The following is a 14,961-nucleotide window of genomic DNA, read 5'->3' as shown; positions in this document are numbered from 1 at the left end:
TTGTCATAAAAGCAACGGTTCAAAGGTCGGCCTTGATCCGTTTCTGATTGCCGGCAATTTTATTCAAAGCATTGATATAGGCCTTGGCGCTGGCCACGATGATATCCGGGTGGGCCCCCTGTCCAAGGACTTCCCGACCGTCTTCGGATTGCAGGCGAACGGTACACTCGCCCTGGGCATCCGTGCCGCCGGTAATGGCCCCGACCGAAAAGTTCAGCAACGGCGCCTTGCTTTTGGTCAATTTCTTAATCGCTTTAAAGGTTGCGTCCACCGGACCATCGCCAATGACCGCGGTCTTTTTATTTTTCCCTTCGATCTCCATGGATACCGTCGCGGTCGGTGCGGCAAAAGAACCGGAACTGACGTTCATCTGCTGCAACTTGTAAGTTTCCGGAACCCGCAGCACTTCATCGGCGATAATGGCATCGAGATCCTCATCGAAGATCTCTTTCTTCATGTCTGCCAACGCTTTGAAGCGGGTAAATGCTTTATCCACCTCTTCCCGGGAGAGATCATAACCGAGATGTTTGAGACGGTCGATGAAGGCATGCCGCCCGGAATGCTTACCGAGAACCAACTTGTTCTGGTTCAGGCCGACCGACTCGGGAGTCATGATTTCGTAAGTGGATTTATCCATCAACACCCCATGCTGATGGATGCCGGCTTCGTGAGCAAAGGCGTTGGCACCGACAATCGCCTTGTTCGGCTGAATCAACAGACCAGTAATGGTTGAAAGCAGCTTGCTGGCCGGAGTGATCTGTTCCGTAACCGCCCTGGTCGCATAAGGCAGGATATCCTGCCGAGTCCGCAAGGTCATCACCACTTCCTCAAGGGAACAGTTGCCGGCCCGCTCGCCGATCCCGTTGATGGTACACTCAACCTGCCGGGCACCAGCCTGAACCGCGGCCAGTGAATTGGCGACGGCAAGCCCGAGGTCGTTATGGCAATGAACGGAAATGATCGCCTGGTCGATATTACTGACATTCGCTTTCAGGTAACGGATGATTTCGGCATATTCGGTGGGAATGGTATAACCGACCGTATCCGGGATATTCACTGTCGTGGCGCCAGCCTCGATAGCGGCCTGAACGACCTGAGCGAGAAACGGCAACCTGGTGCGGGTCGCGTCTTCCGGTGAAAATTCGACATTCGGGGTGTAGCTTTTGGCCCGCTTGACTGCGGCCACCGCCGCGTCGAGGACCTCCTGCTCACTCATCTTCAGTTTGTATTTCATATGGATATCGCTGGTCGCGATGAAGGTATGGATCCGCCCGCGTTCGCCGGCGTATTTCAAAGCTTCCCAAGCCCGATCGATATCCATATTGCTGGCCCGGGACAAACCGGCCACCTGACAGTTTTTAACCGTCTGGGCGATCTTTTTAACGGCCTCAAAGTCACCTTCCGAAGCGATGGGAAAGCCAGCTTCCATAACGTCGACGTTAAGACGTTCCAGCTGAGTGGCAATCCGCAGCTTTTCTTCGATATTCATACTGGCGCCGGGGGATTGTTCACCGTCACGTAAGGTGGTGTCAAAAATAATGATATTGTCCTGTTTCATTTCGGGCTCCTTGTTCTGGTTCCCCGGTCACACTGTTCCGGGGCAGTTCAGTTTGATTGTCTGTGTCGTTTGCGTATGCGTCAGCAGGTCACTCAGGTCAGATTCCACGTCAGAACCACCCCCTTTCGGTTGCAAAAATAAAAAAAGCTCCCGCTCCTGTATGAAAAATACAGGGGCGAGAGCTTCAGCTTCGCGGTACCACCCTGGTTCGTTCATCAACACCAGTGGTGCGACAAACCTTCTTTATCCCTTTACGCAGGCTCACGACTGTAGCTAACCACAACCACCGGCTTCACTCCAGCAGCTCCAAGGCGAGTTCAGCGTTCTCCGTACCGGTTTGCAGCAACCACCGGCTCTCTTAGACGGATCAACAGCCTACTACTCCTTTTCATCGCTTTTTATCTTGAACGCTGATTCAACCTGAAACAGACGTCCAAGTCAAGCTAATTTCTTTTCCAGCAGCGCCGCGGCCAAGGACTTTCGTGGTCCAGGCCAGCAAAGATCAATCGTCGGACGGCACCACGGCCTCTTTGACCGCCCCCTTGCGTCGTCCGAAGTAGTGCATCAGGGGACCGGACACCATATAAGCCATGCCGATGAGGAACAGCATCACTTCAGGTTTGGCCACAATCACTATCAGCAGGATAATCGCCAGCACCAGCATCATAAAGGGCTGACGCTTGAACAGCTCCGGGTCTTTAAGTGACAGGTACTTGATGTTGCTGACCATTAAAAACGCCAATAGAAAGACCAACACAACCATGGAAACCATTTTAATGGTGCCGGTTCCTCCCAGCTCATAAAACAGCAGCACACAGGTCGCGACAATGCAGGCTGCGGCCGGGATGGGCAGACCGATAAAACGCCGCGACTCAACCGTGGAAACCTGGACATTGAAACGCGCCAGCCGCAACGCTCCGCAGATCACGTACAGAAACGCGGCCAGCCAGCCGAGTTTGCCGAACGGCCGCAGCGCCCATTCATACAGCAAAACCCCGGGAGCCACCCCGAAGGAGATGACATCCGCCAGAGAGTCCAGTTCGACCCCGAATTTGCTGGCCGTACCGGTCAGGCGAGCCACTTTACCATCGAGCCCGTCAAAAATGGCGGCCAACATGATAAACCAAGCCGCACGCTGATAATTCCCACTGGTGGAGGCAATGATAACGTAGAAACCGGCAAAAATCCCCCCGGCGGTAATCAGGTTGGGCAGCAGATACACACCCTTGCGCAAGTTTTCGCGCTTTTCACTCCGTAAAGTATCGTCTTCGCTCAAGGTAAAGTCCCTAAAATTGTCTCACCGGCGACGGTCCGTTCACCCAAAGTAACGGTCACATCACTATGTTGAGGAAAATAGATATCGACCCGCGACCCGAATCGGATCAGACCGTAACGAGCGCCACGTTGCAAAAGATCGCCGATAACCGGATAGGTCACGATCCGGCGGGCAACCAGTCCGGCAATTTGTACAAACAGCAAGCGCTGACCGTTGTTGGCTTCCAACAGAATCCCAGCCTGCTCATTGTGATCACTCGCCTTGTCATAGGAGGCATTGATGAAATCACCCTTTTGATAATACATATCGACCACTTTCCCCGGAAAGGGTACGCGATTGACATGCACATTGAACACCGACATGAAAATACTGACCTTGATGACTCGCTCCTTGAAGTAGCGCTCTTCATCAACCTCGCCGACAAAAATAACCTTGCCGTCGGCCGGAGCAACGACAATCTTCTCTCCGCTCGGCACCACCCGTTCCGGATTTCGGAAAAAATAGACCACAAACAGGGTCAGCGCCAGCAGCAACAGGGTCAGGAACGTCCACCCCAGCAAGGCAAAAATCAGGGTAATGAAACCGAACAGGGCAATAAAGGGATAGCCTTCACGCGCGATCGGCTGATTTTGGTTTTGCATATGATAACAACCTTTTTGAAAAGTGAAATTCAGCCCGCCACACCCTTGGCTCCACGACCGATAACCACGGGCCCGGAACGGACAACTTCCTTGATCCCCATCGGCCTGAGCAGCTCCAGTATACCATCGATTTTTTTCGGCGAGCCGGTAATTTCAATGGTATAGGATCGAGGCGTTACGTCAATGACTTTTGCACGAAAGATATCGACGATGCGCAATGCCTCGGCCCGCGTTTCCGCTTCGGTCGCCACCTTGATCAGGGCCAGCTCCCGCTCGATAAAATCGGCCCCGGTAAAATTGACCACTTTAATCGTTGAAATCAGCTTATTCAACTGCTTGGTGATCTGTTCTATGATCCTGTCATCACCATGGGTCACGATGGTCATACGCGATGTGTCAGGATCCAGGGTCGGTGCAACTGACAGACTTTCTATATTAAAGCCACGCCCGGAAAACAAGCTCGAAATCCGTGACAACACACCGAACTCATTTTCCACCAGAACTGAAATCGTATGTTTCATCAGTGTTATCCTCCCGGCCGCATTCCGACCGTGCAATTCAAAACAAGTTTTTTAGGAAGCCAGAACCATTTCATGGATTGCCTTACCCGCAGGTACCATGGGCAGGACATTTTCGTCACGAGCAACCTTGAAATTCATCAGTACCGGCCCGGCGGTGGCGAGGGCCTTTTTAATGGTCGGCGCCACCTCTTCCGGTCGACTTGCCTCAAGCCCGGTCGCACCGTATGCCTCAGCCAATTTGACAAAATCGATGGGCAGTTCCATGGGGGTCTGGCTGTAACGTTCATTAAAAAACATCTGCTGCCACTGCCGAACCATGCCCAGATAATTGTTATTCAAGATGGCAATTTTCACCGGCAGTTGATGTTGCACCAACGACGCCAGTTCCTGGGAATTCATCTGAAACGAACCGTCTCCCGAGATATCGATGACCTGCCGGTCGGGAAAAGCGACTTGGGCGCCAAGAGCCGCCGGCAACCCGAAGCCCATGGTGCCGAGACCACCGGAGGTCAGGAAGGTGCGCGGTCTGCTGAATTGAAAAAACTGAGCTGTCCACATCTGGTGCTGACCAACTTCGGTGGCAATGATGGCATCGTCCGCAGTCAACTCCCTGATTTTTTCGATGACAAACTGCGGCTTGATGATGGAATCGGAACCCTGATACTCCATCGGGTGCCGCTCTTTCCAGCCGGCAATCTGCTCCCGCCAGGGCTTGCTCGCCTCGATCATATCTTCCAGCAATTCCTGCTTATGATTCAGACTGCCGGAAAGTTTTCCCAGAACATCCTTCAGATCGCCGACTATAGGCAGATCGACCGCAACATTCTTGTGGATCGAGGTCGGGTCGATATCGACATGGATAATTTTGGCTTTTTCGGCAAAACAGTCGATGCGGCCGGTGACGCGATCATCAAACCTGGCGCCTACGGCAATCAGCAGATCACATTCGGCAACCGACATATTGGCATAGAAGGTCCCATGCATTCCCAGCATACCGAGAGCCGACGGATGGCCCTGAGGAAACGCCGACATGGCCATCAAGGTCGTTGCCACCGGAATCCTGGTCTGTTCGACCAGTTTGAGCAGCTCATCGTTGGCGGCCGAAAGGTTGATTCCACCGCCAATATAGAGCAGCGGTTTACGGGCCGACAGAATGAGCTTGGCCGCTTTCTCGATCTGCCGGAAGTTCCCGTTATAGGTCGGCTTGTAGCCACGCAGACTCACCCGGTCGGGATAGGAAAATTTGTATTTGGTGACCTGAATGTCTTTTGGGAAATCGATCAATACCGGCCCGGGACGACCCGTTCGGGCAATATAAAAAGCCTCTTTGATGGTGCGGGCCAGATCACGGATATCCTTGATCAGGAAATTGTGCTTGGTACAGGTTCTGGTCATGCCGCAGATGTCGGCTTCCTGAAAAGCGTCATTGCCGATCAGCGGCGTCGGCACCTGCCCGGTAATAATTACCATGGGCACCGAATCCATATAGGCAGTGGCAATCCCGGTCACCGTATTGGTCGCCCCGGGCCCGCTGGTGGCGATCACAACGCCAACCTTGCCCGTACAGCGTGCATAACCGTCTGCGGCATGTACCGCCGCCTGTTCATGGCGGGTCAAAATATGCCGGATTGTGGAGTCATACAGATCATCGTAAATATTGATGACAGCGCCACCGGGGTAACCGAAAACGGTATCGATTCCTTCCAGCTTCAAACATTCAAGTAAAATCTGTGACCCGGTCAGCTCCATCTGTGCCTCCTGAAAAACCTCGTACTATGATCTCGAATAAAGCTCTTACTCCCGCCCGTTCTCCGCGAGTTGCCGATCAGGCAGGCCAAAACCCCATCGTCTTGCCGTTGATATCCCGGGAACAGAAGACTTTTCATGACCGGGACACAGTTGTCAAGGGGAAATGATGTACATAACGTACAAACACTGCCACCCGGGAACGAAGAACTCATACTTTTCCACCGTCCTCAGGGGTTCAAATACAGCAAAGGGTTTAAGCCGATGCTTAAACCCTTTGCTGTATCAAAACACCCAACAACTGGGATACGGAATCAGACGGTCACGGACTGGACAATCTTTTCCATTTCGTCTTTGCCAACCAGTTTCATTTTCTTGACTTTATTTTTTTCAAGCTCTTCTTGAGGGGTTAAAAACGCTTTTTTTTCATATTCGGTGAGTTGTTTTTCAAAGATGACGTGTTCTTCGTAAAGCATGCGGAAACGGGGGTTGTTCTCGATAAGATCTTGCAAAAGGTTTTGGTCAATGTCCATTGGCACCTCCGCGCATGTAGCTGGGTTAAAACCTGTCCCTGTTCAAAGCCCTCCGATTTTTACAATGTCTCACGATCTTTCCGTTTGCCGGTGCGGCGTATACGGCTACGTCCCCGAGTGCAAATTTTCAATCCCAATGACGTTGCAAAAAGGCAGGCCTCCAAAGCAGAAACCCCGTGGTTCGGACCAGAGAACTTAAGTCGAAACCATCTTTGTTATCGCTATCTCAAAATAACCAAATCGCTTCAAGATTGTCAACTACTAACCAGAAACGGAACACGATTGTGCCGGCCGCTGCCCCCTCTTCTCCATGACCGGCGACGGAGATTAAACAACCGAAGCTGGCTTAGCGGGAAGGTTTAATTCGGCATCGGAAGGACGGATATAGGTCGGCTGCAATTCGGCAGCACTGCCTACGGCGCCGTCTTTGAAGGCCTGGAGGGCCAACCAGGCCGCTTGAAAAGCATGCCGCTGATGAGCGGGAGCAGGTGGCAGCACCGCTCTTTCCCCCAGACAATCAATAATCAGATCGTGGTACAGGGAAACCCCGTCACCGACCAGAACAACCCGCCCCGGCAATTTTTCCAGCAGGACGCGCGGCGGGAGGACCCGTGGCTGGTCGATGGCAATCGGCGAGCCGGTCAGGGTATCGAACAGCTGGGTGTAAACTTCTTTTTTGCGGGCATCCAAAAAAGCACAGACCGGGACTGTGGCCAAAGGAGCACCCAACGCAGCGACCTGCAATGCCGAAACCGGAACAACCGATTTATCGAGAACCTGCCCCAACCCTTTGAGGGTTGCCAAACCGATACGCAACCCGGTAAAGGACCCGGGTCCGGTTACTGCAGCGAGCAGATCGAGGTCAGCAAGATCCCAACCGGCTTCGCCCAGCAGCAAATCAATTTGCCCAAGCAGTTTTTCACTATGGGTGCTGCGTACATTCAGTAAGGATTCTGCGACCAGGGTTTCGCCCTGGCACAAAGCCACGCTGCCCGTCAATGAAGCCGTGTCCAAAGCCAGGATTCTGGTGTGTGAAAAATCTTTATTCATCCCCAAAGCCGTACAATGTCATTATAAAATGCCAAGACCATCAACATCAGCAGCATGGCCATTCCGACCTGTTGCGCCATCTCGCGTGCTCTGATGGAGACAGGCCTACGTAAAATCAGCTCAATACTGTAAAAAAGGATATGTCCGCCGTCCAGAATCGGAATCGGCAACAGGTTAAGAATTCCGAGCTGAATGGAAATAAAAGCCAACACCGACAGAATTGACGCGAGGTCGGTCTGCGCAGCCTGTCCGGCAATCTGAACCACGGTGATCGGGCCGCCGATGTTCTTGGCGGAGACATTCCCGGTGAAAAGCTTCTGCACAAAAACCACTGTCAGGTCAATCAGTTCCCAGGTGCGCTTGGCCCCCTCTTTGATAGAGGCAGCAAACCCGAAATGCTTCAATTGGAAACTTTGCAACGGAGCGATGCCGAGCAGGTATTCCCCCTCCCCTGCCCGCTGTTGCGGAGTCACCTCGACAACACTCTGTTTTCCTCCACGCTCCAGCAAAACCGGAACCTTTTGCTTGCCGACCTGCTGAATAATCCCTCTTAAATCGTACCAGGAAAAAACCTTATGTCCGTCAATCGCCAGAATCAGGTCACCACGCTGCAACCCGGCCTGTGCCGCAGGCATATCCGCAGCCATGGCTCCGACCCGCGCTTCCTGAGTCGGCAATAGCCCGAGCGCCTGCATTCCCTCCAGGCTGTCATTTTCAGCGGGAATTTCAATGGTCCGGGTCTGGCCGTTACGCTCGATGCGGAAATGCAAAGAATCACCGGCTTGGCTCACAAACGCCTTGTTCGCTTCATTCCAGCTGTGGATCGCCTGCCCATTCAGACCCACCACACAATCGCCGCCGACAAAACCGGCGGTGGCAGCATTAGAATCCGGGACAACATAACCGATACAGGCGGGCTGATCAAAATAGCTGGGAACCTGAACCCCGACCATAAAGCTCACCGGCAGAATCAACAGCGGCAGCAGCAAGTTCATCGCCGGACCGGCAAGAACAATCGCCAACCGCTTCGAAACCGGTTTATGGGCAAAGGAACGGGCCGCCTCAGCTGGCGTCAGTTCGGCATCCTCACCCTGCTCGCCGCCCCCTTCGCCAAGCATCTGCACATAGCCGCCCAACGGAATAATACAGATTTGATACTCCGTCTCCCCCTTTTTCCGGGACACCAATCTGGGCCCGAAGCCCAGAGAAAACTTCAGGACTTTAACTCCGCACAGTTTGGCAACGACAAAGTGTCCGAGTTCATGAACAAAAACCAGCACCCCTAGCATCAGGATTCCGGCAATAACGGTGGTCATGCCTGTCCTCCACTTAACATTCGTTTAGCTTCGTTACGACTCCAGTCATCGGCCTGCAGCACACTGTCGACCGAGGAAGCCGCCTGAATCTGATGACGCTTCATAACCTGTTCAATCAGCACCGGGATGCCGACAAAATCAAGGCGGTTGGCAAGAAAAGCCTCGACCGCAATCTCATTGGCGGCATTCATAACCGCTGGCAGGGTTCCTCCTTCGGCCAAAGCTTCATAGGCCAGCCTCAGGCAGGGAAACCGCTCCCGATCCGGATGGGAAAATGTTAAGCGGCTCATGGCACACAGGTCAAGGGGGGGCTGTTCCAGAGGCAGCCGCTCAGGCCAGGACAGGGCATAAGCGATCGGGGTCTTCATATCGGGAATTCCCAATTGAGCCAGCAAAGCACCATCGTGATACTCAACCAGGGAATGGACGATACTTTCCGGATGAATATGCACGGCAATCTGCTCTGCAGGAATTCCGAACAGCCAATGCGCCTCGATGACCTCCAGCCCCTTATTCATCATTGTAGCCGAATCGATGGATATTTTCCGCCCCATCGCCCAATTTGGATGGGCCAAAGCGCTGCTCGGGGTAATTTCACCAAACTTCTCCCGTTCCAAATCGCGGAACGGACCTCCGGAGGCGGTCAGGATCAAGCGTCGGACATCAGTGTGACGCTGTCCGCTCAGCGACTGAAAGATAGCCGAATGTTCGCTGTCGACAGGGATCAGCTTAATCCCCTGGCGCCGGACTTCGGCCATGATCAGCCCGCCGGCCATGACCAGGGTTTCCTTATTGGCCAGAGCAACATCTTTACCTGCCTGAATTGCGGCTAAAGTGGGCTCCAGTCCAGCCGCGCCGACAATCGCCGCAACCACCATGTCCGCAGCAGCCAGAGTTGCACAGCGAATCATCCCGGCCACGCCAAACCCGACCTCAATCCCATGGTCATGTAGTTTGGAGGCTAAATAATCCGCGTCTTCTTCAGCAACAACGGCGACAACTTCAGGTTGAAAGACCTCGATCTGCTGCAGCAACAGATCGACATTTTTGCCGGCCGCCAAGGCGACCACCCGATAATGGTGGGGAAAGGACTTGATAATTTCGAGGGTACTGACTCCGATAGAGCCGGTGGATCCGAGCAACGATATGTTCTTCAAACGTACGCCCCTAGCCTCCGTAACCATATTTGGCAATATAGTAAACGAGGGGAAAAACAAACAATAAACTGTCCAGGCGGTCCAGCAGTCCACCGTGTCCCGGAATCATGGTACCGGAATCCTTGACCCTGCAGGCCCGCTTGAGAAGAGATTCGAAGAGGTCGCCCAGTTGGCCGAAAACGCCCAGGGCGACGCCGATCCCGAGAACGCCGAACCAGCCGATGGCCTGCAGGAAAAACAATTTTGCAAACAAAACCCCCAGGACTGCGCCCAGAATCCCGCCGTATGCTCCTTCAATGCTCTTATTTGGACTTACAGCCGGGTAAAGTTTGCGCTTACCGAACTTCCGACCAATGAAATAAGCCATCGAATCACAGGCCATCACTGCGATAAGCAGCAAGAAGATCCATTGTTTCCCATAAGCAAGCTGGTGTAGCGGCACCAGATGACCGATCAGCAATGGCAGGTAAACCGTCCCGGAGACGAGCCAGCCCAAGCGGTGGTGAGTCTCTTCAATGGGTGGCAGACGAAACAGGAACAGCAACGCCAGAACCAGATACAGGCCGGTGTACAACGGCACCAGCAACTCCGGCTGGTTCAAGGCCAATACCGGCACAACCGCAGCTCCAGCCGCAGCACTGAGCCATTGTTCGAGGCCATGTTCCCCGGCCAATCCCATTTTGTTATATTCCAACAAACTAACAAACAGGACCAAGGTCAGAAAAACGCTGAAAACCATGGGACTGGCAAAACCTAACAGGAGGATCAGCAGAGGCAGAAGCACAAGAGCTGTCAGAATGCGCTGTTTAATCGTCAATCTCCCATAATTTCAAGGTTCGTGAAGCTGTTCGTCGGTCAACCCGAAGCGACGTTTGCGCTGGCGATAGTCGTCCAGTGCATGCTGCAGGTCATCCGCTCCGAAATCGGGCCAAAGCACATCAGTGAAATAGAGTTCCGCATAGGCGAGCTGCCAAAGCAGGAAGTTGCTGATCCTCATCTCGCCGCTGGTACGGATCAACAGGTCAGGATCCGGAATATCGGCCGTGTCGAGAAAACCGGAAAACGTGCAGCAATCCAGTTTATCCGGATCAAGTTCCCCCTGACAAACCTGTCGCGAAGCCTTTTTGACCGCGCGCAGAATTTCATCCCTGCCGCCGTAAGATAATGCCAGCACCAAGGTCATCCGTTTGCCACCGGCCGTCTTGGCCTCGGCTTCTTTCAAAGCCGTTTGGAGTGATGGGGACATCCGACTGGTATCGCCGATAACCCGCAGACTGATGCCCTTGGCAAGCATCTTGTTTTGCTGCAATGCCAGGAACTGCAGCAGTAACTCCATTAACGCATCGACTTCATCCTGGGGCCGCCCCCAGTTTTCCGAGCTAAAAGCATACAGACTTAAAACATCAATCCCCTGCAACAAACAGGCGTCGACAATGACCGTAACCGCTTCCACCCCTTGCCGATGCCCTGCTATCCTGGGCAGGCCTCGTTGTTTAGCCCAGCGTCCGTTACCATCCATGATAACAGCAAGGTGTCTTAGAGGCGCTGTATGCATCAATTCTATACAATCCGACATTATATTAATTACACCGTTCAGAGAACCAGGAACATTCCCGGCTGGGAAAAATAGCACGCTTTCTCATGCTTCGGCAAGGCGAATACCGGCACAGGGTTCGATCCGTCAACCCAAGCCCCCCTCTAAATTCAGCAAAACAGCTGGAAATCTTTGTTTTTCCGCCAGCGCGCTGAGCAAATAAAAAAAGGGCGTTTTTCAACGCCCTTGCTATGCGATTTTACCAATCTGTCAATCAATGACAGCATTCACCGGGCAGCTGTCAACACAAGCCCGACATTCAGTACATTCGTCAGTTATGGAATAAAGCTCTCCCGCTTCAACGATCGCCCCAATCGGGCAGCTATCCACGCAGGTACCACAACCGATGCACTCTTCATTAATTTTAAGAGCCATTGATCACTCCTTCATAGGCAAACAACCGTCAGACCTCCATAACCTCCTGCTCTTTTTTCTGGACCACGGAGTCGATGAGTTCAACGAATTGGTCAGTCAGTTGTTGCACGTCCTTTTCGCTGCGTTTCAAATCATCTTCCGTGATTTCTTTTTCCTTTTCGAGCATCTTAAGGTTATCGTTGGCATCCCGTCGTGCATTACGCACCGAGATTTTAGCTTCCTCGGCCATCCGCTTAATGATTTTCACCATTTCCCGCCGCCGCTCTTCAGTCAGCGCCGGAACGGGGAGGCGAATCAACTGCCCATCCGAAGAAGGGGTCAGCCCCAGATCTGCCTTAAAAAGAGCCTTTTCGATTTCCGGGATCAGGTTCTTTTCCCAAGGCTGGACCGTGATCAGACGCGGTTCAGGTGCCGATAGCGTCGCCACTTGGCTGAGTGGGGTCGGCACGCCGTAATACTCGACCCTGACATCATCAAGCAAAGAAACACTGGCTCGCCCGGTACGTACCTTGGTCATATCCCGTTTCAGGGATTTAACCGCCTTATCCATGGCGAAACGGGTCTCGTTAAGAACTTCATCAACCATTTTCGTCGCCTCCCTTGACAATCGTTCCGATCTTTTCTCCCAAAACGACTTTTTTAATATTGTCTCGGCTGGTCATGTCGAAAATAATCATCGGCAGATTATTGTCCATACAGAGTGAAGTTGCCGTCGCATCCATAACCTGCAGCCCTTGCTGCAAGACCTCAAGGTACGTCAGGACCGGCAATTTGACGGCATCACTGTTTTTCTTAGGATCGGATGAATAAACCCCGTCAACCTTGGTTGCTTTAAGGATAACCTCGGCGTTGATCTCCATGGCCCGCAAGCTGGCAGCGGTATCTGTCGTGAAATACGGATTTCCGGTGCCGGCACTGAAAATAACCACCCGTCCTTTTTCAAGATGGCGGACGGCTCGACGACGGATATAAGGTTCGGCAATCTGCTGCATCTCGATAGCCGACTGGACCCGGGTATTCACCCCTTGTTTTTCCAGCGCGTCCTGCATCGCCAAGCTGTTCATCACGGTGGCCAGCATCCCCATGTAATCGGCGCTGGCCCGATCCATCCCTTTTGACGACGCGGCGAGCCCTCTGAAGATATTGCCCCCCCCGATGACCAATGCAACCTCGACCCCGAGCGCAACCACTTCTTTGATTTCCGTGGCGATTCCGGTAATAACCTGCGGATCAATGCCGTAGCCCTGCTCACCGGCGAGAGCCTCGCCGCTGAGCTTCAACAATATTCTTCGATATTTGACCGTTGCCACAAAAGCTCCTTCCGGGAAAGGTTACTTACTTGCTTAAAGCAGCAACTTCAGCCGCAAAATCATCTTCTCTTTTCTCGATCCCCTCACCCAGCTGGAACCGCACAAAGCTGTTCAGGGTAATCGTGGTGCCGAGTTCTTTCCCCAGTGCTTCGACAATCTTACCGACCTTCTGATCGGGATCGATCACAAAAGCTTGCTCAAGCAGGCAGACTTCACCGTAAAACTTGTTGATCTGGCCAAGAATGATTTTATCGACGATATTTTCCGGCTTACCGCTTTCCAGTGCCTTAACCCGCATAATTTCCTTTTCTTTTTCAACAACCTCCGCCGGAACAGCGTTCCGATCGAGGTACTGCGGAGCGGCCGCGGCGACATGCATGGCAATCTGTTTGCCAAGTTCAGCCAGCTTGTCATCAGCGGAATCAGTCTTGAATTCAACCAGAACACCGATTTTCCCGGCCCCATGGACATAGGCGGCAACAACGCCGGCTCCGGCATCCACGCGAGCCAGGCGGCGCAGGCTCATATTTTCGCCGATGGTGGCAATCTGATGGGTCAGTTCATCCCCGACATTACGCTCGGTGCCCGGGTAAGGAAGGGCCTTCAGAGCTTCAACATCAGCAACTTCGTTGGCCAGGATGACCTCACTGACATTGGCGACAAAGGATTGGAAGGCATCGTTTTTGGCGACAAAATCAGTTTCAGCGTTAACTTCGACAATCGCCCCGACGGCTCCGTCAGCAATTGCGGCGACCGCACCTTCGGCAGCCACGCGACCGGATTTTTTCGCGGCGGCGGAGAGGCCTTTTTTACGCAGGAAATCGACAGCCTCGTCCATATTCCCGGCGGTTTCAGTCAATGCTTTCTTACAATCCATCATCCCCGCTCCGGTTTTCTTACGCAACTCGGAGACCATTGCTGCAGTTATACTCACGATATTTCCTCCATAATCTGTATGCTACGGACCGCGGTCCGCGATTTATTGATATTAAACCAACGGCCGGACCAAAAGCCCGGCCGCAGGCCTTTTTAAATCCAGTGTACCATTTCAGGCGTCAAAAAATCAGTCTTCTTCAGCTTTGACTTCCTCAGCAACCGGAGCTTCGGCCACAACCGCTGCCGCAATTGCCGGCTCTTCGATTTTTTCATCGCGGCCTTCGGCCTCGGTCTGCTTGGCATCCTTGCGCTGCTGGGCCCCTTCCATACATGCCTCGGAAATTTTGGCGGCAAACAGGCGAATAGCCCGGATGGCATCATCATTGCCGGGGATCACGTAATCGATATTGTCCGGGTCACAGTTGGTATCGACAACAGCGACAACCGGGATACCCAGCTTATTGGCTTCCTGGACGGCAATGGCCTCTTTTTTGGGATCGATAATGAACACTGCACCCGGCAGTTTTCCCATATTCTTGATCCCGCCAAGGTTTTTCTCCAGCTTCTCACGTTCGCGCTCAAGCTGCAGAGCCTCTTTTTTGGTGTATTGATCGATGGTGCCGTCGGCGACCATGGCTTCGATTTTTTTCAGCCGATCGATGCTGGCTTTGATCGTGGTAAAGTTGGTCAGCATCCCGCCCAGCCAACGATTGTTGACAAAGTACTGATCTGCCCGCAGGGACTCTTCCCGAATGGCATCCTGGGCCTGTTTTTTGGTGCCAACAAAAAGAACCTTTTCGCCGCTGGCAACGGTATCCTGGATGAACTGGTAAGCCGTCTTGAAATAACGGACCGTTTTCTGCAGGTCAACGATGTAAATCCCGTTCCGAGCGCCAAAGATATAGGGCTTCATTTTGGGATTCCAGCGTTTGGTCTGGTGTCCGAAGTGAACACCGGCTTCGAGCATTTGTTTCATGGTAATCTGGGCCATTTTGTACATCTCCTGTT

The 14,961-nt window shown here is 53.0% G+C and carries 16 protein-coding genes and 1 other annotated feature; all 16 genes read right to left on the bottom strand.

The window, feature by feature from the left end; all coding sequences use genetic code 11:
- Positions 1-19: 19 nt before the first annotated feature.
- The gene (locus tag N909_RS0118615; RefSeq protein ID WP_029917645.1) at positions 20-1,558 is read right to left on the bottom strand and encodes a 2-isopropylmalate synthase; all 1,539 of its coding nucleotides are present in this window, start codon (positions 1,556-1,558) and stop codon (positions 20-22) included.
- 168 nt (positions 1,559-1,726) lie between these two features.
- Positions 1,727-1,959 (bottom strand) — a binding site (T-box leader).
- A gap of 101 nt (positions 1,960-2,060) precedes the next feature.
- Positions 2,061-2,834, bottom strand: coding sequence for a CDP-diacylglycerol--serine O-phosphatidyltransferase (gene pssA, locus N909_RS0118610; RefSeq protein ID WP_245613637.1), 774 nt, complete (start codon positions 2,832-2,834; stop codon positions 2,061-2,063).
- Complete coding sequence (locus N909_RS0118605) at positions 2,831-3,475, bottom strand: phosphatidylserine decarboxylase family protein (protein ID WP_029917643.1); 645 nt, start codon at positions 3,473-3,475, stop codon at positions 2,831-2,833. Before N909_RS0118605 ends, pssA begins: the two co-directional genes overlap by 4 nt.
- Positions 3,476-3,504: 29 nt before the next feature.
- Positions 3,505-3,996, bottom strand: coding sequence for an acetolactate synthase small subunit (gene ilvN, locus N909_RS0118600; RefSeq protein ID WP_029917642.1), 492 nt, complete (start codon positions 3,994-3,996; stop codon positions 3,505-3,507).
- A gap of 51 nt (positions 3,997-4,047) precedes the next feature.
- Positions 4,048-5,745 carry a biosynthetic-type acetolactate synthase large subunit gene (gene ilvB, locus N909_RS0118595; protein ID WP_029917641.1) on the bottom strand — a complete coding sequence of 566 codons (1,698 nt, stop codon included), beginning with the start codon at positions 5,743-5,745 and terminating at the stop codon, positions 4,048-4,050.
- A gap of 311 nt (positions 5,746-6,056) precedes the next feature.
- A complete protein-coding gene (locus N909_RS0118590) occupies positions 6,057-6,275 on the bottom strand; it encodes a hypothetical protein (RefSeq protein WP_029917640.1) in 219 nt (72 codons plus the stop codon).
- Between the two features lie 327 nt (positions 6,276-6,602).
- Positions 6,603-7,325, bottom strand: coding sequence for a tRNA (adenosine(37)-N6)-threonylcarbamoyltransferase complex dimerization subunit type 1 TsaB (gene tsaB / locus N909_RS0118585; RefSeq protein ID WP_029917639.1), 723 nt, complete (start codon positions 7,323-7,325; stop codon positions 6,603-6,605).
- A complete protein-coding gene (gene rseP / locus N909_RS0118580; protein ID WP_029917638.1) occupies positions 7,322-8,641 on the bottom strand; it encodes an RIP metalloprotease RseP in 1,320 nt (439 codons plus the stop codon). The genes tsaB and rseP overlap by 4 nt, the downstream gene beginning before the upstream one ends.
- Positions 8,638-9,798, bottom strand: a complete 1,161-nt coding sequence (locus tag N909_RS0118575; RefSeq protein WP_029917637.1) for a 1-deoxy-D-xylulose-5-phosphate reductoisomerase — start codon at positions 9,796-9,798, stop codon at positions 8,638-8,640. The genes rseP and N909_RS0118575 overlap by 4 nt, the downstream gene beginning before the upstream one ends.
- A 10-nt stretch (positions 9,799-9,808) precedes the next feature.
- Complete coding sequence (locus N909_RS0118570) at positions 9,809-10,615, bottom strand: phosphatidate cytidylyltransferase (RefSeq protein WP_051689957.1); 807 nt, start codon at positions 10,613-10,615, stop codon at positions 9,809-9,811.
- Positions 10,616-10,627: 12 nt separating this feature from the next.
- Positions 10,628-11,374 (bottom strand): undecaprenyl pyrophosphate synthase, encoded by a 747-nt coding sequence (locus tag N909_RS0118565; RefSeq protein ID WP_245613636.1) that lies wholly within the window; start codon positions 11,372-11,374, stop codon positions 10,628-10,630.
- Between the two features lie 228 nt (positions 11,375-11,602).
- Entirely contained in the window at positions 11,603-11,767 is a 165-nt protein-coding gene (locus tag N909_RS25380; protein WP_084167819.1) for a 4Fe-4S binding protein, read from the bottom strand.
- Between the two features lie 28 nt (positions 11,768-11,795).
- Positions 11,796-12,353: a ribosome recycling factor gene (frr, locus tag N909_RS0118560; protein WP_029917634.1), complete on the bottom strand. Its 558-nt coding sequence runs from the start codon at positions 12,351-12,353 to the stop codon at positions 11,796-11,798.
- Positions 12,346-13,077, bottom strand: coding sequence for a UMP kinase (pyrH, locus tag N909_RS0118555; RefSeq protein ID WP_029917633.1), 732 nt, complete (start codon positions 13,075-13,077; stop codon positions 12,346-12,348). Before pyrH ends, frr begins: the two co-directional genes overlap by 8 nt.
- A gap of 25 nt (positions 13,078-13,102) precedes the next feature.
- A complete protein-coding gene (gene tsf / locus N909_RS0118550) occupies positions 13,103-14,014 on the bottom strand; it encodes a translation elongation factor Ts (RefSeq protein ID WP_155006010.1) in 912 nt (303 codons plus the stop codon).
- A gap of 126 nt (positions 14,015-14,140) precedes the next feature.
- On the bottom strand, positions 14,141-14,944 hold the full coding sequence (gene rpsB / locus N909_RS0118545) for a 30S ribosomal protein S2 (RefSeq protein WP_029917631.1): 804 nt from the start codon (positions 14,942-14,944) through the stop codon (positions 14,141-14,143).
- Between the last annotated feature and the right edge of the window lie 17 nt (positions 14,945-14,961).

It is taken from the genome of Pelobacter seleniigenes DSM 18267, from assembly GCF_000711225.1.
Classification (GTDB): domain Bacteria; phylum Desulfobacterota; class Desulfuromonadia; order Desulfuromonadales; family Geopsychrobacteraceae; genus Seleniibacterium; species Seleniibacterium seleniigenes.
Note: the sequence above shows the minus strand (reverse complement) of the source record. Positions and strands in the feature narration are given on the sequence as shown.